The following is a 19202-nucleotide window of genomic DNA, read 5'->3' on the forward strand; positions in this document are numbered from 1 at the left end:
GCAGGGAAATTTTCCCCGCTGCCCAGGAATTTTTCCGCCGACGACCGGGGCATAACGTCCTCGAACGATTCACGCGGTCTCGATCCGCGACACGAGCTCGAGCCCGAGCTCGTTCACGGCGATCTCGCGCATCCGGTACTTCTGCACCTTCCCCGTCACCGTCATGGGGAACTCGTCCACGACCTTCCAGTAACGCGGAATCTTGAAGGTCGCGATCTTGCCTTTGCAAAACGCGACGAGCTCGGCCTCCGTCACCGCCTCGCCCGGCTTCGGCCTCACCCAGGCCATGATCTCCTCGCCGTATTTGGCGCTCGGCACCCCGATCACCTGCGCCTCGCTCACCCGCGGGTGCAGGTGCAGATACTCCTCGATCTCGCGCGGATACACGTTCTCCCCGCCGCGGATGATCATGTCCTTGATGCGGCCCACGATGTTCACGTACCCCTCCGCGTCGATCGTCGCGAGATCGCCCGTGTGCATCCACCGGCCCGCGTCGATCGACGCGCGCGTCGCCGCCTCGTCGCCCCAGTATCCGAGCATCACGCCGTACCCACGCGTGCAGAGCTCCCCGGGCAGGCCGCGCGGCAAGACGACGCCCGTCTGCGGATCGACGATCTTGACCTCCACGTGCGGGTGCACCCGGCCCACCGTGCCGACGCGTTTGTCCTCGGGATCGTCCTTCGCGGTCTGCGTGGAGACGGGCGAGGTCTCGGTCATCCCGTAGCAGATCGTGACCTCCCGCATGTGCATCTGCGAGACGACGCGCCGCATGACCTCCACCGGGCACGGCGATCCCGCCATGATCCCGGTGCGGAGCGAGCGGAGGTCGAAATCGAGGAAGCGCGGGTGATCGAGCTCCGCGATGAACATCGTCGGCACGCCGTAGAGCGAGGTGCACTTCTCCGCCTCGACCGTCTCCAGCACGGCGAGCGGGTCGAACGCCTCGCCCGGGATCACCATCGTGGCGCCGTGCGAGGTGCAGGCGAGGTTGCCCATGACCATGCCGAAGCAATGGTAAAACGGCACGGGGATGCAGACCCGGTCGTCCGGGCCATAGCCGAGGGCCTCGCCCACGAAAAAGCCGTTGTTCAGCACGTTGTGGTGCGAGAGCGTCGCGCCCTTGGGGAAACCCGTCGTGCCCGAGGTGTACTGGATGTTGATCGGGTCGTCGAACGAGAGCTCCGCCTCGCGCTCGGCGAGCGCGTCGTCGCTCACGTGCCCGCCCGCGTCCACGATCATCTTCCAGTCGTCGTCGAGGATCATCACGAGCCGGAGCTCCGGGAGCCGCGGGCGCACCTCGGCGATCATGTCCGCGTAGCTCGTCGCCCGGAAGCGCCGCGCCGCGAAGAGCACCGACACGCCCGCCCTGCGTAATGCATACTCGAGCTCCGCGGTCCTGTACGCGGGATTGATGTTCACCAGAATGGCGCCGACGCGCGCCGCCGCATACTGGAGGACGACCCATTCATGGCGGTTCGGCGACCAGAGCCCCACCCGATCGCCCCGCGAGACGCCGAACGCCACGAGGCCCCGCGCGACGCGCGTCGTCTCCTCCCAGAGCTCGGCGTACGTCATCCGGACGCCCTGCGCGCGGGCCACGAGGGCCTCACGCGCCGAAAATCTCGCCACCGTGCGGCGCAGGTTTTCCCCGATGGTCTCGCCGAGCAGCGGCGTCGCGCTCGTGCCGTGCGTGTAGGAGAGGGCGGCGGTCATGGCGCGGCATGGTGGCACGAGGCGGGGGCGCCTGGGAGATGGAACCACACGAAACAGGACGTCCGGGGCGCCCCTCGCGGATTTTCGAGGCGCGCGGCGGTTGACGGGGCGCACGGGCGCGCGGATGATGCGTCGGGGCACCATGGCAGGACGCATCGCAGGCAAGGTGGCGCTCGTGACGGGCGCGGGGTCGGGCATCGGGCAGGCGACGGCGGAGCTCTTCGCAGAGGAAGGGGCGCGCGTGGTGGTCACCGATATCGACGTGGCCGCGGCCGAGGCGGCGGCGACGCGGATCGCGACGCGCGGCGGCCAGGCGCTCGCGCTGGAGCTCGACGCGACGGACGAGGCGGGCTGGGAGTCGGTCCTCGACCGCGTGCTCGCGGGCTGGGGCAAGCTCGACATCCTGGTGAACAACGCGGGCATCTCCTCGGGCGGCCCGCTCGCCGAGGCCACGCTCGCCGATTTCCGGCGCGTCGTGTCGGTGAACCTCGACAGCGTTTTTCTCGGCACGCAGCGGGCGATCCGGGTGATGCGCGGGTCGGGCGGAGGCAGCATCGTCAACGTGGCGAGCGCCTCGGGCAAGAAGGCGAGCGCGGGGGCGGGGGCGTATTGCGCGAGCAAGGCCGCCGTGGTGATGCTGACGAAGGTGGCGGCGCTCGAAGGCGCGCCGCACCGGATCCGGGTGAACGCGGTGCTGCCGGCGGGCGTCGAGACGCCGATGTGGGAGAAGCAGCCGTTTTTCCAGGCGCTCGTGCGGGAGCTCGGCGACGCGCAGAAGGCGTACGCGGCGCTCGCGAAGACCTCGCCGCTCGAGCGATTCGCCACGCCGCGGGAGGTCGCGGCGGCCATTTTGATGTGCGCGTCGGACGAGACGTCGTACGTCACGGGGGCGGAGATCGTGGTCGACGGCGGATATACGGCTTGACGTCGAGCCCACCCGCGCTCGATAACGTTTAATGGCGGTGGAGGACCTCGAAGAGCATTTCGAGCATTCGATGGGTCAATCCCCACACGATCCGCTGCTCGACGGCGAACGCCGGTAAATCGAGCATGTTTCCTTCGTAGTTGTAGGCGTACCTCGCGGCGGTTTGACCACGCGCCATCGGGCCGAGCGGCGCCCATACCACCTCGGCGACCTCGGCGCTCAGGATGAAGGGCGGGGGCTCCGGCTCTTCGAGGGCGAAGACGAACGGCGTGATGGTCAATCCGACGCGACGCGCGCGGGCCACGGCGGGGACGTCTTCGAGCCGCGCGAGGAAGCGGGCGTGCTGGGCGAGGTCGAGCCCGATTTCCTCCTCCGTCTCGCGCAGGGCCGTGTAATAGAGGCTCGGATCCGACGGCTCGCGCCGCCCGCCCGGAAAGGCCATGTGCCCCGACCAGGGATCTCCTTCGCGCTCGGAGCGGCGAATCAGGAGGATCTCGGCCTCGTGCCCTCCCCGCGGCGCGCGCAGGATCGCCGCCACGGCCGCCTGTCGCTCCGTCGTCGCGGCTTCGGACGCGAGCTCGAGCAAGGCGAGCCGAGCAACGATGGCGGCGAGGTCGTACGAGATGGACACGGCGGTTCCCTAGGGCTAGCGGCGCAGGCGGGCGACGTCAAGGCGCCGCATTCCGAGCGGGAATGGAGTTCGATTCACGAATCACCCATCCCCCCGCGGCGCCTCCCCCAGAATCGCCAGGTTCCGCGGCGTCGCGTCCGCCTCGAACACCTCGGCCATCCGCGCCGCGTACCCTCGCTCTTCGAGGGCCGCCGCGCGGTCGAGCACCACCACGATCTCCAGCGGACGCGAGAGCATCGCCCGCGGCAACGTCCATCGGCGGATCCGGTCGAACTCGATCGCGCCTTCCGCCTCGTGCTCGCGGATCTCCGCCGCCGTCGCCGGCTCGAGCCCTCGCAGCACGAGCGCCCGCGCCGCGAGCTCGGCGAGCCCTCCCCGCGCGCGCCGCCGGTTGATGCCGCGCATCTCCTCGCCCGGCGCGATCGAGACGCCCCTCGCCCGGAGCAGCCGCGCGAGCGCGTACCGGTTTCTCCGGGCCGAGAGCATCTCCGCGAGGCTCGCCTCCACGCCCACGAGCCGCGCCGTTAGGTTCGATAACCCGAGCGCCTCCTTCGGCAGCACGAGCCCCGCCTCCCGCGCCGCCGCCGAGAGCGGCTCGCGCGCCGGAGCCTCGATCTTCTGCAGGCAACACGACACGAGCGCGACGTCACACGGCGCCTTCGCCGCTTCGAGCACCAGCCGATCACCGAGTGATCCACACGCGTGCAGCCCGACCGCGAGATCGTCGGGCTCGAACACGAGCGGCTCCCGGAGCGCGTCGAGCACGACGAACCTCGCGCGTGAGCCTCGACCGAGCGACGTCGCCGCCTCCACGCGCCGCGGCTCGCGCTCGATCCCGAGCGCCTCACATTCGAACATCTCCGCCGCGAGGCGCGTGAAGTGCCCTCGCCCCGCCCCCACGTCCACGATGCGCCGCGCCCTCCGCGCCATCGGCCTCACCGCGTCGAGCAAGGCCTCGAGCTGCCGCTTCTTCCGCGCGGAGACCGACTTTTGTTGTTCGAGCCGTGTCCCCGTCTCCCTCGTGAGCCGCTCGGGCAGCGCCGAGACGACGAGCGCCGCGCGCCCGAGCGAGACGAGCGACGGCGGCGCGCCCGGGAGCGCGGGCAGGCGCGCCGCGAGCCCCTCGGCCTCGCAGCGGGCGAGCTCGTCGTCGGAGAGCGACGAGAGGAACGCCGTGAACCCGCGCGTATCGCAGAAGTCGGGTGGCTCCTTGGAATCCGGGCGCCCACGCAGGATGTCGAGCGCGGGCACCACGAGCTCGAGCGCTCGCGCGAGGCCCTCCGAGACGAACCGGGACGCGGCTTCCATGCCCGGCGAAGCGAACGACCCCACATGCTTCCTGTCAAGGCGTACGTTTCGTGCCTTCGGGCTTCTACTCGCGCCCCTGCGTGGTGTAGGCTGCCGCCGAGCGCCGCATGGCCACCTGTCCTATTTGCCTCGCCATCTACTCGGGCGACGTAGCCGCCTGCCCTGCAGACGGCAGCTCGCTCGTCCCCGACGACGCGATCCCTGCTTCGGCGCTCGAGCTCGAGCCTGGCCGGATCGTCGGAGAATACCGCATCGAACGCAAGATCGGCGAGGGTGGGTTCGGCGCGGTGTACGCCGCGATCCACCCGGTCATCGGCAAATCCGCGGCGATCAAGGTCCTGAACCCGCAATACTCGCACAACCCGGTGATGGTCTCGCGGTTCATCGCCGAGGCGAGGGCGGTCAACCAGATCCGCCACCGCGGCATCATCGACATCTTCTCGTTCGGCAAGCTCGACGACGGGCGGCAGTATTACATCATGGAGCTGCTCGAGGGCTCGACCCTCGAGGCCTACATCCGCGAGCGGGGCCGGCTCCGTCCCGCCGAGGCGCTCCCCATCCTGCGGCAGGTCGCCCGCGCCCTCGACGCGGCGCACGCCGCCGGCATCGCCCACCGCGATCTCAAGCCGGAGAACGTCTACCTGGTCTTCGACGAGGACGGCTCGGTCTTCCCCAAGCTCCTCGATTTCGGCATCGCCAAGCTCCTCGGCGAATCGCAGGGCCACAAGACGCGCACCGGCACGCCCATGGGCACGCCGCTCTACATGTCGCCCGAGCAATGCCGCGGCAAGCAGGTCGACCACCGGACGGACATCTATTCGTTCGGCGTGATGACCCACGCCGTGCTCACGGGACAACCGCCGTTCCTCGGGGACGACGTGATGGACGTGCTCATGCAGCAGGTCCAGACACCTCCGCCGGCGCTGTCTTCGGTTTGTCCGGAGCTCGGCGCGGCCCTCGACGCGCCCGTCTTGCGGATGCTCGCGAAGGATCCGGCCGAGCGCCCGCCGTCGGTGACGGCGGCGATCGACGCGGTCGTCGAGGCGGCGCGCGCCGCGGGGATCGAGGTGCCCTCCGTCGCCACGCGCTCGAGCGAGAAGCTCCCCCGCGTTGAATCCCGGCCGAACTTGACCCCCGCCGAGCAAGCCATCTTCTCGCAGGCGACGACGATGATGCAGCCGGAGGTGGCGCCCGCGACCACGGGGTCGCCCTCGGTCGATGGGGCGAAGGAGACGCTCCGGTCCACGCCGGACGCCACGCCGAGTCGCCGCTCCAAGGTCCTCGTCGTGGCCCTCGGCGTGGGCCTGTTCGTCGCGGGGATCGTCGTGGCCATGCTCTACATGTCGCGGGGCGGGCCGGACGCCGTGGCCGCGAATCCGCCGCTCCCGCCGCCCCCGCCGCCGCCCACGCTCCCTGCGCTGCCCCCGCCCGAGCCCACGGTCGTCCCGGAGGCGCCCGTCGAGATCGAGCTTCGCGTGCAAGCGACGCCGGAGAACGTCGAGGTTCACCTCGGCGAACGCAAGCTCGGCGTCGCGCCCGGCCCTTTCAAAATTCCGCGCGGCGACACGCCCGTCGAGCTCACCTTCTCGGCGAAGAACCATCAATCGAAATCGGTCTCCGTCGAGCCCAACCACAACATTTTGATCCCGATCACGCTGGACAAGGAGAAGGCGGCCGCCCCGCCCCGGCCGGCCGGGACGGCGAAGACGGTGAAGGATCGTGGGGAACTCGAGTATTAGCTTGCGCCGGCATGCGGCGGCCGGCCTCGCCGCCTCCGTGGCCCTCCTCTCGCTGGCCAATTGCCTGAATTTGCCGGACATCGACAAGAACGTCTGCGGCAACCGCGTCATCGAGGACGAAGCCGGGGAAGACTGCGACGGCAACCCGGTGCCCGACGCCGGCGTGGACGGCGACGTGGACGCGGGCGAGGACGGCGCCGTGGTCTCCAGGAACCGCTGCGGCGCGATGTGCCGCTGGGTTTGCAACGTGAGCGACGATCCGGACGTGCGTTGTCCGGACGGGTTCGGCTGCGGGATCGACGGCATTTGCCATAAACGTGGTGGTCTCTCCCTCCCCGCCCTCTCCATCGGCGGCGGCGGCGTGCGCCGCTTGCTCGGCGGCGACTTCGACGGCGACGGGCGTCACGACGCCGTGGCCCTCGGCGACAGCTCGCTCGACATCCTGTTTTTCGAGACGAACGGCCTCATCGACCGGACCCTCACGGTGCCGAACGACCGGCGCTTGCCGGCGATCGGCGACCTCGACGCGGACGGCGCCTCGGATCTCGTCCTGAACCTCGGCGACGCGCTCGGCGTGCTGACGGGGCAGGGCAACCGCACGTTGAAGCCGAGGAGTTACCATTCCGGGGACGTGGACGGCGACACGAGGCAGGTCGTCCCCCTCGGCCGGATCAAGAACGAAACCACGCTGCTCGCGCTCATCTCGGAGGACGGACAAACCACCCTCGACACGATCGTAATCGGCGCAAACAACACGCCCGTCTCCACGAAGGTCGGCGGGGTGCAGCCGGAAAAATGGGCTGGCGAACTGACGGGCGCCGTCGCCGTCTCCGTGAACACGAAGAGCGGCTCGGAATGCCCGGTCGTCGCGTTCGAGGTCGAGTCGTTCGCGAGCGTCATCCTCCTCTCCTGCGGCGAATCCGGCAAGCTCGCGGAAGATCCAAAAGAGATCACGATCCCGTTCCCGCCCGGCAACTCCCCCTGGGCCGGCGCGTTTTTCGCGGACGCCGACGCGGACGGCGACGACGACCTGCTCGTCGGGACCGTGGACAATGGCGGCAATCGGTACCTCCGCTTCCTCCAGAACAACGGCAGCGGCACGTTCACGGAGGCCGCGGACCCGCCGGCGGTCGTGGTCGAGTCGGGCAACTGCGGAGGCCGCGTCCTCGCCGACAAGCCACTCGCCGTGGGGGACCTCGACGGCAACGGAGCGCTCGACGTGGTCGACGAGCGCGGCGTCCTGTACAACCCGTACCAGGTACAGGAGAGCTACACGAAGAGCTGCATCGACGCGTCCGAGGTGAGCTGGTCCCGCGCCGTCATCGGCGACTTCAATGGCAACGGGCTCCCGGACATCCTCGCGGCGCGCGAGGGGCAGACCCTGCTCGACGTGTGGAGCCGCGTCGAGGGGGGCGAGCTCAATACGTTCACCGTGCCGGTGGAGGAGTTCGTCGGCGAGCTCGCCGTCGGCGATTTCGACGGCGACTCGGTGGACGACGCGGTCTTCTCGTACAAGCCGCCGACTCCGCCCGACACAATGAAAGATAAGCCGCCTCCGCACGAGCTGCTCGTGCTCTTCGGCCGCCCGCTCGCCGTGCCCGATGCGCCCCTCTCCCTCGGGGAGTTTCAGGATCTCGAGCACATCGCCGCGGGCCGCGTGAAAGGGGAAAACGCCCTTGGAGCGCCCGATCTGCTCGACGATCTCGTGGTCCTCTCCACCTCCCCGATGAGCGGGAGGAAACCCCTCACGATCATCGAGGGCAATGTCGGGCGACGGCTCCTCGCGCCGCTCACCATCAAGGAACCGCCCAGTCCGCTCCCGCCCACGGCCAAGATGCCGACGCAGATCGCCGTTTCACGCTTCGGCCGCGAAGCCTGCGAAGCGCCGGAGGGCCCGAGGAGCTCGTCCGAGCCCACCCATGCCACTGCGACGATCGTCGCGGGCACGCTCAGCGAAATCTGGCTCGCGGGATGCCGCCGGGACGGCTCGTCCGAGCGTGTCCTCGATTCACTCGCCACGAACGGCAGCATGCTGATCGCGCCGGTGAATGTCAGCCCGGTTCACGACGCGCTCGGGCTCTTCCTCGGGGGATCGAATGGGAGCGGGAGCCACGGCCTCCGGATGGTCACGCGTGATCCGAACACGGGCTTCGAGGCGTCTTCCCCGCCCGACGTCATACCGGAGAAGCTCATCTTGCCGAGCCCTGATCCGTTCGACGCCCCGTCGCTCGTCGTTGATGTCGACGGCGATGGGCGGCGCGACGTCGTCCTCCTCTCGGACACCCAAAGCCAGAATGACGAGAATCGGCCGCGGAGCGCGATCGTCATCTACTGGAACGACGGCGAAGGCGATACGCTCGACGAGGATCGACGGACCCTCATCGGGTTCCCCGACGCGCTCCTCAAAGAAGACGACGACACGTCGGTGGACAGCAACGCCAGCCAGGAAATCCAGGGGATCGCGGACTTCGCGTTCCTGAACCTCGACGACGACGCGGCCCTGGAGCTCGCCGTGCTCACGCGGCGAGGGCTCTACTTGCTCGACATGGGCAACGACGGGGGCCGCAAGTTCCCGCTCCCGAGCGGCGAACCCTTCGACGCGTTCCCGGGCGGCCAGGCGCTGCTCGCGATCGACGCCAACAGCGACGGCATCGAGGATCTCCTCGTCGCCGAGGGCCCGAAGCTCCTCCTCTATCTCGGCAAGGAGGCCGCGCGATGAAACGTTTTTTTGCGGCGCTCGTCCTCTCTGCCCTCACGTGCGGGGCGGGGCCCTCCTTCGCGGGGCCCGCGGACATCGACTCCCCCGAGGCGCGCGCCTATTTCGAGACCGGCGCGCGGGAATACGAAAAAGGCAATTACGCGAACGCCGTCCGCGCCTTCGAGCAGGCCTACGCGCTCACGTCACGCCCCGGCCTGCTCTTCTCCATCGCGCAGGCGTACCGGAAGCAATACGGAAACGACGGCAAAGCACAGAATTTGCGCCTCGCGGCCGACTATTATCGCCGCTATCTGGCCGCGGACACGACGGGCAAGCGCCGCGGCGACGCCGACGCGGCGATCAAGGACGTCGAGGCGATCCTCGCGCGTTTGCCGCCCGAGGTGCAGAGCGCGCCCGCGCCGGTGGAGGACCTCTCCACGCAGATCTCCATCACCACGCAGGTCGAGGACGCGACGATTTCGATCGACGGCGGCCCGCCGCGCCCGCTCGAGGCGATCGAGGTCACGCCGGGCAAACACAAGGTGCTGGTCCAGGCGCCCGGGTATTATCCCGAGGAGCGCGAGGTGCCCGCCATGCAGGGTCGCATGACGGCGCTCGACGTGCCCTTGCGCGAAATGCCCGCGTTCGTCTCGATCACGGGGCCGACGGGCGCGTCGGTCACGGTGGACGGTTTGCCCAAGGGGGCCTTGCCGCTGCAAGCGCCGCTCGAGATCGAGGCCGGCGTCCGGACGCTCAACGTCAGCCTGAACGGCTTCAACACCTTCACCACGGAGCTCGATCTCGCCCGGGGCAAGGCCGAAAACGTGCGGGCGAACCTCGACCGCACCCGCCAGCGTATCACCTCGTTCGTGCTGATCGGCGCGGGGGCCGCCTGCGCCGCGGGCGGCATTGGTATGGCCATGTACGCGTCGGGCGCAGGCCAGGATGCCAACGATAAGTACCGAAAACTCGTGCAGGCGTCCATCGACGCGGACGAGCGTGACGATTACCTGGAACAGCGGGCCGAGTACATCGATTATCGTACGTACGCGACCGTGGCGCTCAACGCGGCCGCGGGCCTGGGTGCCCTCGCGTTCCTTTTGTATTACTTCGACGAACCACGCCTCGGCCCCCCGCGCAAGAAGGACGACAAGGGGCCCAAGCGCCGGGAGACGCCGGGCCTGCAAGACATCGCCCTCGTGCCCGCCCTCGGCCCCGGCGCCGTGGGGTTCTCGTTCGGCGCTCGATTCTGAGTTTTTCGCCTAGCGCCGGTTCTTCCTGCGGAGCGCCGCCGCCGCGAAGAGCCCCCCGATCGCCGCCACGAGGCCCCCGAGCCCCCGCCCCTGCCCCGGCGCGGCGCTGCATCCGCCGGCCTCGTCCGCGCTTCCATCGCCGCCCAGGTCGGGCACCGAGCCGGGCGGCTGGCTGCAAGCCGAGTCGTCGAGCTTGCAATCGTCCGTGCAGCCGAGCTTTCCTTCGCCGGCCCCGATCTCCGCGCAATCGGTCACCAGGAACAGATCCCCGTCACACGCCTCGCCGCCTTCGAGCTCACCGCTCCCGCAGACGGGCGGCGGGTGGTTGTCGGGGTTGCCGGGGTTGTAGATGAAGCCCATCGGATCCGGGTCCCCCTTCTTCCACGTGCAATCGGGGTCGCCGAGCTCCTCTCCGTTCGTCCACCCATCCCGATCCGAATCGATGGGGCAGAGCGGCGCCCAGTCCACGTTCTGCTGCTGCACGGACACGGCGCCCACGAGGTGGAGGCGCGCGTCGCCCCCGAAATCGGTGTTGTAGCTGGCGTTGTTGTCGCCGTGGCAGTTCAAGCAGCCGTATTTGGCGCCGTTTGGGATGTCGTTCACCCGGAATGGGCGCGCGGAGGCGGCCGTGGCCGAGGTGAACGCGGCGAGGCACAGGAGGAAGCTCGAAGATCGCAAGGAGGACGTCATTCGCCGAGCGTAATGAGTGCCGGCCCGAGGCGTCAAGCGTGACTCCGGGTTGGTGGGTCGGTGCGGTTCGTGGAGAGATCCGCGCCCGTCGGATCGTGTTATAAGCCAGCCATGCCTCCCTGCCCTCGCCGCCCAGGTCTCCTGCGCTCGTCGGTCACCGCCGCCGTCCTCGGCGCGGCCTGCGTCACGCTCGGCGCTCCCCTCGCCTGCACCCCGACCGAGCCGCGGACGGGGCAATGGCGTCCGACGGATGGGGCCTTCGACGACACGCGGCCCGAGGGCACCACGAAGGCCACGTCGCAGCCGACGACGGCCAGCACGCCGCCGCCGCCCCCGCCGCCGCCACCGCCGCCGCCGCCACCGCCGCCACCGCCGCCGCCGCCGCCACCGCCGCCGCCTCCCCCGCCTCCCCCGCCGCCGCCACCGCCGGCTCCGACCACGATTGGCGTGACGGGGCCGAACTGCGTCATCAAAGGCACGTCTCCGCTCGCGAAGGGCACCTTGCTTTACGACAGGCCCGAGGGCGGCCGGGCCATCGCGAGCTTCCAGGGCGGCTTCGTCCCCATGTCGATGAGCGAGATCCCGCCGGATCCCGCCATTCAGCGCTCGAAGATCACCACCCGCACGAGCGAGCCCTCCTTCCGGCTCGAAGGGTACGTCGCGACGAACGCCATCCCGGTCTGGAGCGGTCGCGACATCCCGATCGTCCCGGGCCACGTCTCCATCGCGACCGCGCAGAAGCTCAAGATCACCGGGGCGAAGGTCGGGGTCGTCACGGTCGAGATGCCCATTTTCGGCACGAATGGGCAGTCTGCCGCGATCACGGCCCCTTGTGACGCCCTCGCGCTCCAGCGCGGCAAGCCCATCCCCGTCGAGGTGCCCGGCAATGGACGCGGCTACCTCGCCAAGGGCCAGGACATCGACATCCTCGACGGCCCCGCAGGCAACGTCGTGTACACGCTCCGCCTGACGACCGCCGACGTGAAGCTCTTCTGGAGCACCGAGACCAGCGGATCGTTCGTCCACGGAAAGCTCCGCGCCGACCTCGCCATCGACGGCTGGATGCGCTCGGAAAACCTCACCGCATTACCCAAGGGCGAGATGATGGATCAATACATCCCACCCGAAACGAGCGTCGCCGGCGCGCAGCTCGTCATGGATCCGCCGCCGCGTGTCGCCCGCGCGTCGAAGGACATCCCCGTCCGGTTCCGGCGCGACGACAAGGAGCGGCCCATCGGCGTCATCGAGGCCGGCGCCGAGATCCTCGTGCTCGAGACCATCGCGGGCTGGACGAACGTGCTCCCCAAATCGGTGTTCGCCCTGCCCGACGAGAGCGGCGGCTTCTGGATCCCCGCGAGCGAGGCGCCGCGATAGCCGGCCTCTATTCGGTCACGACCTCCGTCGTCGCCCCCGCCTCCTCCAGCAATCGACGATACCACGCGGAGGCTTCCCGCGCGCGACCCGGGAGCGCGCGCGTGCCCCAGAGAACGCTGAGCGTGCGCCGCGTCCCTGCGTGTGTCTTCGTGCGCTGCGCGTCCTTCACGCCGTTCGCCGACGGACCCTCCGCGTCGAAGAGGCAAAGCAGCCCGGCGAGGTCGATCTCCTGCCCCGAGGCATTAAACACGTATTTCTCCCCCGGCTTCGCGATCCCGATCCGAAACGGCGCCGTCGCGCGGTCGAGGTCGATCACGCTGATGGGCAGGCCGCTGTGCAACGAGACGGCGTTACACGTATCCACGGCCGCGTTGATCGCGCCGAGCGCCCCCTCGCCCACCGCGCGGACGAGGTACTCCGACGACGGCTTGCCTCGGCCCGTCGGCTTGTACCCGCCGTGCCGCAGGAGATCCCGCACGGCCGAGCGGACCGCCTCGTCGGCCGACAGCGGCGCCGTCGCGCCCGACGTGAGCAACACGCGCACGCTCTCGGGGGTCGTGATCTCGCCGAGCGGCGCGGGGAACGTGGTCGTGAACGCGGCGGCCTCGAGCAACGGGTGGGGATCGATCGTCAGCATCACGCGCGCATCTTAGCCGATAGAGCCCGCTTGACACGAGGGCCCGGCCGCGTGCCTCATGACGGCGGACAAGGAGCCACGATGAAGATCCCCGCGAAGGGCCTCGGGAGAGACGAGCTGTTCGAAAAACTCGCCGCGTTCCGCGCCCACGACATGCCCTGGCGCGACGGCCGCACCTTCGCGTACGTCTACGATCCCGGCCCCGAAGCCGAGAGCGTCATTCACCGCGCCTACACCATGTACCTCGGGGAGAACGCGCTCGATCCCACGGTCTTCCCGAGCACGCTCGTCCTCGAAAACGACGTCGTCTCCATCGCGGCGGCGCACCTCGGCGGCGACGACGAGGTCGCGGGCTCGTTCACGAGCGGCGGCACCGAGAGCATCCTGCTCGCCGTGAAGACGGCGCGTGACCACGCCCGCGAGGCGCGGGGCATCCGGGAGCCCGAGCTCATCGTCCCCGAGACGGCGCACGCCGCGTTTCACAAGGCCGCCCATTACCTCGACATGAAGCTCGTCAGCGTGCCCGTCGATCCCGCCACGTTCAAGGCCGACGTCACGGCCATGCGCGAGGCGATCGGGCCGAACACGATCTTGCTCGTCGGCTCGGCCGTCTCCTACGCGCACGGCGTCGTCGACCCCATCCGCGAGCTCGGCGCGCTCGCCCTCGAAAAGGACCTCCTCCTCCACGTCGACGCGTGTATCGGCGGGTTCCTCCTGCCGTACTTCCGCAGGCTCGGCGCGCCCGTGCCCGATTTCGACTTCCAGGTCCCGGGCGTCACCAGCATCTCGATGGATTTCCACAAGTATGCCTTCGCCGCCAAGGGCGCCTCGGTGCTCCTCCACAAGAACAAGGACCTCCGGCGCCACCAGTTTTATGCCTGCGCGTCCTGGTCGGGCTACACCGTGATCAACTCGACCGTGCAGAGCACGAAATCCGCCGGGCCGCTCGCCGCCTGCTGGGCCGTGCTCCACCATTTCGGCGACGAGGGGTACCTCGAGCTCGCCCGCAGCATGCTCGCCGCGACGCGCAAGATCGTGGACGGCATCGGGGCCATCCCCGGCCTGCGCCTCCTCGCGCGGCCCGAGATGAACCTCGTCGCCTTCACCTCCGACGAGGTCAGCGTCTTCCACGTCATCGACGAGATGAAGGCCCGCGGCTGGTTCGTCCAGCCCCAGCTCGGCTTTGGTTCGTCCAAAGAGAACATTCACCTCTCGCTCAACCGGAGGGCCCTCGACCTCGCGGACGATCTGCTCCGGGACCTCGGCGAATGCGTGGTGATCGCCCGGAAGCTCCCGCCGCCCGGCGGGGACCTCTCGGCCCTGCGGGGCGCGCTCGCCTCGCTCGACCTCGAGAAGCTCGATCCCCCGATGCTCGGCCACATCCTCCGCGAGGCCATGGCGGCGACCGGGATCGCGGGCGCGAGCCTGCCCGATCGCATGGCGGCCGTGAGCGAGGTCCTGAACCACCTGCCGCCCCCTCTGCGCGAGCGCCTCCTCGTCGAATACATGAACGGCCTCTTCCAGTCCCGCGTGGACGGCGCCTGATCCGGAAAAGACGAAATACGATCCGCCCGTAGCTCCCTCGTTCCCCCATTGCGACGAGCTCGGGCCTCCCCCACGAAGCAGGCATGGGCAAGACGCTCCGCCGCCTCGTGCTCCTCGCCGGCCTCGCCGCCGCCGCCGCGGGGTGCGGCCGGGACGAACAGGCGCTCGCCGCGATCCGGCCGATCGCCACGCAAAAACGCCTCGCGCTGCCGGTCGAGGTCTACGACGTGAACATCCCCGACGACCTCTCGGGCTTCGCCGTACCCGGCCCGGACGGCGCGAACCCGAAGATGCTCTTCCTGCACGGGATGTGCTCGGCCGGCGTCGGGGACGTGCAGGCCTTCCAGTTCGCGGCGAGCGAGCACGGCGGCATCCTTGCGGTCCGCGGCGACATCCCCTGCGACGAGGCGGGCACCTTGCGCAGACATTCGTTCAACCTCGACAAACTCGACGCCCGCGTCCGGGCCGCGTTCGAGGCGAGCGGCGGCGCGGCGGCGGATCTCGTGCTCGTGGGCCACTCGCAGGGGGCGTTCCTCGGCGAGCGGCTCGCGGAGCAATGGCCCGCGCGGTATTCGCGGCTCATCCTCATCGGCGCGCCCACGGAGCCCTCGGCGGCGCGGCTCCGGCACGTGCGGGGCGCGGTCATGGTGAGCGGCGAGCTCGACGTCACGGCGCGCATGCAGCAGGCCGCCGCCGAGCTCCAGGCAGCCGGGATTCCTTCCACGTACCTCGAAATGCCGGGCGCCAGGCACGGCCAGATGGGGGACGCCGAGCGGGTCTTCGGCGAGGCGTTCGCGTGGCTCGAGGCGAACGCTTTGCCTCCGAGGCCGTAAGCATCGGTGGATGTACGGCCGGGGATCGGGGTATCCTCGACCCATGGCTTCGACGAACCTGCTCACCGGCTTGCTCGCTGTCTCCGGCGCCCTCCTCGGCTCCGCGTGTTACCTGACCTCGTCGTTCGACGGCCTCACCGGCGCGCCGGACGGGGGAACGACGAGCTCGTCGAGCGTCGGAGGCATGGGAGGCACGGGAGGCATGGGAGGCATGACCGGCGCGGGCGGCGCGGGTGGCGCGGGTGGCGCCGGTGGAACCGGCGGCGCGGGCGGCATGGCCGGGCTCCCCTTCCCTGCGACGGACATCCTCGACGAATTCGACGGCGCGGGCGAGGACCCGGGCCCGAGCTGGGAGCTCACGGAGCCGGGCTCGTACATCGTCTACAGCGGCGACCTCATGCCGACGGACCCGTATCCGCAGGCGGCGATCTGGAGCCAGCCCTTCGGCCCCCGGCAGGAGGTCTTCGTGAACATCGACAAGCTGACGGGGTCCGAGGAGGAGATCGTGCTCATCCTGCGCAACCAGGGACATCCGAGCGAATGTGACGCCGTGCTCGTCAGCTTCAATCGATTCAGCGGCGCGCCCAAGGTCGAGGTCACCTATTGCGTGAACGGCGACTGGACCGCGGTCGGCGCCGCCGTCCCGCTCGTGCTGAAGGACGACGACACGATCGGGGCGCGAGGTTACGAGGACGGGCGCGTCGAGGTCTTCGTGAACGGCGCGCTCGTGGGGACGTGGGACGCGTCCGCCGCGCCGATGGGCACGTCCGGCGGGCGCATCGGCTTCTACCTCCAGGGCCTCCAGGAGCCGATCGAGCTCGACGATTTCGGCGGCGGCTCGTTCTGAATCCGACTCAAAACGTCCCGAAGAGCATCGCCGCGCCTCCGCCCGGGAGAGGCGCGACGAGCGGGCGGACCACGGCCGACGTGGCGGCCTTCTTTTCGCTGCCGCTCGTGAAAAACAGCGCCGTCGCGACGCCGAGCGAGGCGAGCCCCACGCCGAGCGAGACGTCCGCGAGGAGGAGCTTCGTCTTCACGGCGTCGACGTCCGCGGAGGCGCAGCTCTGCGTCCTGCCGCAGGTCTCCTTCAGCGTATCGAGCTCCCCCTTCCCCGTGGCCCCGAGATAAGCGAAGGCCCCGAGCGACACGACCCCGAGCCCGCCGAGCACGTACGACGCCACGCGTCTCCCCGACGTGCCCTGCCCGGCCTCCGTGGGTTTGTCCTGGTCCCGGGGCGCGTCCTTCACGCTCGCCTCCAGATCGACGGTGATCACGCGATTCTTTTCGCCGACGCGCACGACGACCTGCCGCTCGACCGGCGGGGCGCCCGGCGCGGCGAACCGGAGCGTGTGGGGCCCCGGGTTCACCGCGATCGGCTGGCCGTCGAGGGTCTTCGTGAGGACCTTCCCGTCGAGCGTGACCTCGGCGTCGACGACGTCGTTGCCCGTCGCGTCGCGCAGGCCCGGCACGATCGTGGGCAGGCTCGACTCGACGCGCGGGAGCATGGTCGTGCATTCGTCCCGCACGACGGCCGGACAATCCGCGGCGCTGCACGCGACGAACTTCCCGCGCGCCTCGACCAGGCGGCCGGCCTTCTCGAGCTCCTGGCCCTCCTCGAACGCGGCCGCGCACGCGGCCTTGCGCGCCTGATCGGGCGGGGCCGCCTCGGCCTGCGTGCCTCCGAGCGACGTCATGGCGAAGAGGGCGGCAGGGACGAACCGCAGGGCGGTGGAGGGCGACGACATCGGCGCCCACGGTACCAGACCCCGCGGCGGGGCGACAGATCTCGGAGGCGGTGGGCCGGCGCGAGCAGGCTCCGGCCCGATCGGCGTTCGACGACGACGAACAGCACGATGGATAACGGAATGCTCATCTCACGGGGCACCCGCGTCCGCCGGGAGAGGACCCACGGGGGACGTGCGCGTCGTCGGTGGCCTGACGTGGACGAACGGGACGCGCTCCGCGTGGTGGCACGTATTGCAGGTGGCTGTCAGCGCGTCGAACCGCTCGGCGAAGAGCGCTGCATCCTTGGCCTTGATCGCCTCCTCCACGCCCGGCAGCGCGACCTCGAGCATCTGCGCGGATTGGGCTCGTTTCGGCCGGCGCTCGACACCATTACGCACGGCGGTCCGTATCTTCTCGGCCTGGTATTTCGCGTAGTCCCAGTTTTTATCCTGGCCCGCCCAGTAGAGCTCGCCATAACGGTAACCCGTCTCCGCCATGGCGACGTCGAAGCCGCGGAGGTGCTTGGCGACACGCGCGAAGCGCTCGTCGTTCGTCCCGGCGAGCAGCCACGCCGCCCCCTCTGACGGCGGCGGCCCCGCTGCGGGTGCTGGGTCACGCGAGCACGCGCTCACCACGACGAGAGCCACGAGCAGGCACGAGCCGGCCGCCGCCGCCGGAAGGAACGCTCGGCGAAGCCTCTCCCCGCGATCCATCGATACCTCCTCAAAGTCTGTCGCTACGGACTCGACCTTCGATATCGGGATCCGATACTACAGGGGCCACACCCGATCAAGGCCAGCGTGGTCGCGGAGATCCGCCCTGCGTTTCCTCGTCGATGACGGCACCCATCAACACCGAGCGCTCCTCGCGCCTCGGGCTGCGCGTGATGAGTTTCGAGCTGGTGCGCGTCCACCAGGAGCTGGCCACCATCAAACCTCGACATGGCCGGAATGTATACCGCGTTGTGAAGCCTGCGCGGGTCGGAAGGTGCGACGACGCCAGTTCTCCGAGGCGCTTGCGAGCGGGATCGCGTGTATCAGGACGACATCGCGCGTAGCTCGTCGTCGAGCCGCTCGTCGTAGGCGTCACGCGCCGCCTCGCTCGGCGGCGCCGACGCACCGGTCCCCGCGGCGCGACGCCAGCGACGCACCACGACGAACAGGCCCCCAGCCGCGAAAAACGAGAGCACGACCAGGCCGAGCGCCACCCCCACGATCGGATTGCCGTCCGGCACCGCGCGCACCCGCGGCCCATATCGCGCCGTGAAGTCCGCTTCGATCACCTCGGCCGCCTCGCCTGCCCATAACCTTCGTCGCACCTCGGCGCGCAGCGCGTCGGCCATCGGTCCCGCGTGCACATCGAGCGTCTGTTGCCAGCAACAAGGCGCCACGAGCCGTCCGACGAGCGCGCGCTCCCCCGGCGCCGGGTCGGCTTGCCGCGCGTCCGGGGTGTCCGTGTCCGCGATGGCGCTCGCCGGCGACGTGAAGGCGACGGCGAACGCCACGACCATGCAGGACACGAACGACACGATCCGGCGGCGATGGGTCGGCTTCATGCCCCACACCCTAGTCATTGCCCTGCGACGACGCCATGCGTTCAATTGTCGCAGGCGAGGCCGCGCGACGCGGGGGCGGCAGTTGGTTGCGCGCGCAATCATCTCGTGGTAGGCATCCTTCGCGCATGGACGACGCGGAGCTGCTCCGACGGCAGGTGCAAGGGTTCGTGCGGGGCTTTGGTCTCCTCTCGGAGAGCCAGACCCCGTGCGGCAAGCCCATCCCCGTCTCCCAGGCGCATGCGCTGATGGTCCTCCTCGCGCGGCACGAGCGGGACGATCCGCCGATGCAGGTCGAGATCGCGCGTGACCTGGGGCTCGACAAGAGCAGCGCCGCGCGGCTGTGCGCGCGCCTCTGCGACAGCGGCCACGTGGTCCGGACGCCGTGCCCGAAGGACGGACGCGCGTGGCGGCTCGGGTTGACCACATCCGGCCTCCGCCTCGCCCGGAGCATCGAGGCGGCGAGCAAAGCGCGGTTCGAGCGGCTCCTCTCCGCGCTCCCCGCGGAGAAGCGGAGCTCGGTGATCGCGTCGATGGCGGCCCTGAACGAAGCCGTACGCAACACGAAAAGCGAATGAT

At 69.8% G+C, this 19202-nt stretch carries 17 protein-coding genes; 9 read left to right on the forward strand and 8 right to left on the reverse strand.

Annotation, left to right across the window (positions count from 1 at the left end; genetic code table 11):
• Positions 1-69: 69 nt before the first annotated feature.
• Entirely contained in the window at positions 70-1713 is a 1644-nt protein-coding gene (locus GF068_RS32370; protein WP_153823387.1) for an AMP-binding protein, read from the reverse strand.
• Between the two features lie 142 nt (positions 1714-1855).
• Between GF068_RS32370 and GF068_RS32375 the strand changes: the two genes are divergently transcribed.
• Entirely contained in the window at positions 1856-2638 is a 783-nt protein-coding gene (locus GF068_RS32375; protein ID WP_153823388.1) for an SDR family NAD(P)-dependent oxidoreductase, read from the forward strand.
• Between the two features lie 28 nt (positions 2639-2666).
• Here the strand turns inward: GF068_RS32375 and GF068_RS32380 are convergent, their stop codons facing one another.
• The gene (locus GF068_RS32380; protein WP_338046662.1) at positions 2667-3269 is read right to left on the reverse strand and encodes an NUDIX hydrolase; all 603 of its coding nucleotides are present in this window, start codon (positions 3267-3269) and stop codon (positions 2667-2669) included.
• 81 nt (positions 3270-3350) lie between these two features.
• On the reverse strand, positions 3351-4577 hold the full coding sequence (locus GF068_RS32385; protein WP_153823389.1) for a methyltransferase: 1227 nt from the start codon (positions 4575-4577) through the stop codon (positions 3351-3353).
• Between the two features lie 107 nt (positions 4578-4684).
• Here GF068_RS32385 and GF068_RS32390 point away from each other — a divergent pair, with 107 nt between their 5' ends.
• Genes GF068_RS32390 through GF068_RS32400 form a run of 3 tightly spaced genes read left to right on the forward strand, consistent with a single transcriptional unit; the run spans position 4685 to position 10267 of the window.
• Positions 4685-6316, forward strand: a complete 1632-nt coding sequence (locus tag GF068_RS32390; protein WP_153823390.1) for a serine/threonine-protein kinase — start codon at positions 4685-4687, stop codon at positions 6314-6316.
• Position 6317: 1 nt separating this feature from the next.
• The gene (locus GF068_RS32395; RefSeq protein WP_153823391.1) at positions 6318-9035 is read left to right on the forward strand and encodes an FG-GAP repeat domain-containing protein; all 2718 of its coding nucleotides are present in this window, start codon (positions 6318-6320) and stop codon (positions 9033-9035) included.
• Complete coding sequence (locus GF068_RS32400; protein ID WP_153823392.1) at positions 9032-10267, forward strand: PEGA domain-containing protein; 1236 nt, start codon at positions 9032-9034, stop codon at positions 10265-10267. The genes GF068_RS32395 and GF068_RS32400 overlap by 4 nt, the downstream gene beginning before the upstream one ends.
• Before the next feature lie 9 nt (positions 10268-10276).
• Here the strand turns inward: GF068_RS32400 and GF068_RS32405 are convergent, their stop codons facing one another.
• Positions 10277-10957: a hypothetical protein gene (locus tag GF068_RS32405; protein WP_153823393.1), complete on the reverse strand. Its 681-nt coding sequence runs from the start codon at positions 10955-10957 to the stop codon at positions 10277-10279.
• 111 nt (positions 10958-11068) lie between these two features.
• On the opposite strand from GF068_RS32405, the gene GF068_RS32415 reads away from it, so the two are divergent.
• The gene (locus GF068_RS32415) at positions 11069-12331 is read left to right on the forward strand and encodes a hypothetical protein (protein WP_170319797.1); all 1263 of its coding nucleotides are present in this window, start codon (positions 11069-11071) and stop codon (positions 12329-12331) included.
• Between the two features lie 7 nt (positions 12332-12338).
• Here GF068_RS32415 and GF068_RS32420 read toward each other — a convergent pair whose 3' ends face one another.
• A complete protein-coding gene (locus tag GF068_RS32420; protein ID WP_153823395.1) occupies positions 12339-12968 on the reverse strand; it encodes a phenylalanine--tRNA ligase beta subunit-related protein in 630 nt (209 codons plus the stop codon).
• An 81-nt stretch (positions 12969-13049) separates the two neighbouring features.
• Here GF068_RS32420 and GF068_RS32425 point away from each other — a divergent pair, with 81 nt between their 5' ends.
• From GF068_RS32425 to GF068_RS44525, 3 genes are all read left to right on the forward strand, one after another.
• Positions 13050-14513: a pyridoxal phosphate-dependent decarboxylase family protein gene (locus GF068_RS32425; RefSeq protein ID WP_153823396.1), complete on the forward strand. Its 1464-nt coding sequence runs from the start codon at positions 13050-13052 to the stop codon at positions 14511-14513.
• Positions 14514-14596: 83 nt separating this feature from the next.
• Complete coding sequence (locus GF068_RS32430) at positions 14597-15346, forward strand: alpha/beta hydrolase (protein WP_153823397.1); 750 nt, start codon at positions 14597-14599, stop codon at positions 15344-15346.
• A gap of 43 nt (positions 15347-15389) precedes the next feature.
• Complete coding sequence (locus GF068_RS44525; RefSeq protein WP_206079592.1) at positions 15390-16193, forward strand: hypothetical protein; 804 nt, start codon at positions 15390-15392, stop codon at positions 16191-16193.
• A gap of 7 nt (positions 16194-16200) precedes the next feature.
• Here GF068_RS44525 and GF068_RS32440 read toward each other — a convergent pair whose 3' ends face one another.
• The 3 genes from GF068_RS32440 to GF068_RS32450 all read right to left on the reverse strand — a co-directional run bounded on the left by GF068_RS32440 (position 16201) and on the right by GF068_RS32450 (position 18626).
• The gene (locus tag GF068_RS32440; RefSeq protein WP_153823398.1) at positions 16201-17091 is read right to left on the reverse strand and encodes a peptidase associated/transthyretin-like domain-containing protein; all 891 of its coding nucleotides are present in this window, start codon (positions 17089-17091) and stop codon (positions 16201-16203) included.
• Positions 17092-17220: 129 nt separating this feature from the next.
• Positions 17221-17784, reverse strand: coding sequence for a hypothetical protein (locus tag GF068_RS32445; RefSeq protein ID WP_153823399.1), 564 nt, complete (start codon positions 17782-17784; stop codon positions 17221-17223).
• Between the two features lie 323 nt (positions 17785-18107).
• A complete protein-coding gene (locus GF068_RS32450) occupies positions 18108-18626 on the reverse strand; it encodes a cytochrome c-type biogenesis protein (RefSeq protein WP_170319812.1) in 519 nt (172 codons plus the stop codon).
• A gap of 125 nt (positions 18627-18751) precedes the next feature.
• On the opposite strand from GF068_RS32450, the gene GF068_RS32455 reads away from it, so the two are divergent.
• Positions 18752-19201, forward strand: coding sequence for a MarR family winged helix-turn-helix transcriptional regulator (locus GF068_RS32455; protein ID WP_170319813.1), 450 nt, complete (start codon positions 18752-18754; stop codon positions 19199-19201).
• Position 19202 lies beyond the last annotated feature (1 nt).

The organism is Polyangium spumosum (assembly GCF_009649845.1).
Taxonomy (GTDB): domain Bacteria; phylum Myxococcota_A; class Polyangia; order Polyangiales; family Polyangiaceae; genus Polyangium; species Polyangium spumosum.

What these genes read in the sequence shown, in the direction of transcription:
- GF068_RS32370 (WP_153823387.1), bottom strand. Translation starts at nt 1,713, where the DNA reads ATGACCGCCGCCCTCTCCTACACGCACGGCACGAGCGCGACGCCGCTG.
- GF068_RS32375 (WP_153823388.1), top strand. Translation starts at nt 1,856, where the DNA reads ATGGCAGGACGCATCGCAGGCAAGGTGGCGCTCGTGACGGGCGCGGGG.
- GF068_RS32385 (WP_153823389.1), bottom strand. Translation starts at nt 4,577, where the DNA reads ATGGAAGCCGCGTCCCGGTTCGTCTCGGAGGGCCTCGCGCGAGCGCTC.
- GF068_RS32390 (WP_153823390.1), top strand. Translation starts at nt 4,685, where the DNA reads ATGGCCACCTGTCCTATTTGCCTCGCCATCTACTCGGGCGACGTAGCC.
- GF068_RS32400 (WP_153823392.1), top strand. Translation starts at nt 9,032, where the DNA reads ATGAAACGTTTTTTTGCGGCGCTCGTCCTCTCTGCCCTCACGTGCGGG.
- GF068_RS32405 (WP_153823393.1), bottom strand. Translation starts at nt 10,957, where the DNA reads ATGACGTCCTCCTTGCGATCTTCGAGCTTCCTCCTGTGCCTCGCCGCG.
- GF068_RS32415 (WP_170319797.1), top strand. Translation starts at nt 11,069, where the DNA reads ATGCCTCCCTGCCCTCGCCGCCCAGGTCTCCTGCGCTCGTCGGTCACC.
- GF068_RS32420 (WP_153823395.1), bottom strand. Translation starts at nt 12,968, where the DNA reads ATGCTGACGATCGATCCCCACCCGTTGCTCGAGGCCGCCGCGTTCACG.
- GF068_RS32425 (WP_153823396.1), top strand. Translation starts at nt 13,050, where the DNA reads ATGAAGATCCCCGCGAAGGGCCTCGGGAGAGACGAGCTGTTCGAAAAA.
- GF068_RS32430 (WP_153823397.1), top strand. Translation starts at nt 14,597, where the DNA reads ATGGGCAAGACGCTCCGCCGCCTCGTGCTCCTCGCCGGCCTCGCCGCC.
- GF068_RS44525 (WP_206079592.1), top strand. Translation starts at nt 15,390, where the DNA reads ATGGCTTCGACGAACCTGCTCACCGGCTTGCTCGCTGTCTCCGGCGCC.
- GF068_RS32440 (WP_153823398.1), bottom strand. Translation starts at nt 17,091, where the DNA reads ATGTCGTCGCCCTCCACCGCCCTGCGGTTCGTCCCTGCCGCCCTCTTC.
- GF068_RS32445 (WP_153823399.1), bottom strand. Translation starts at nt 17,784, where the DNA reads ATGGATCGCGGGGAGAGGCTTCGCCGAGCGTTCCTTCCGGCGGCGGCG.
- GF068_RS32450 (WP_170319812.1), bottom strand. Translation starts at nt 18,626, where the DNA reads ATGAAGCCGACCCATCGCCGCCGGATCGTGTCGTTCGTGTCCTGCATG.
- GF068_RS32455 (WP_170319813.1), top strand. Translation starts at nt 18,752, where the DNA reads ATGGACGACGCGGAGCTGCTCCGACGGCAGGTGCAAGGGTTCGTGCGG.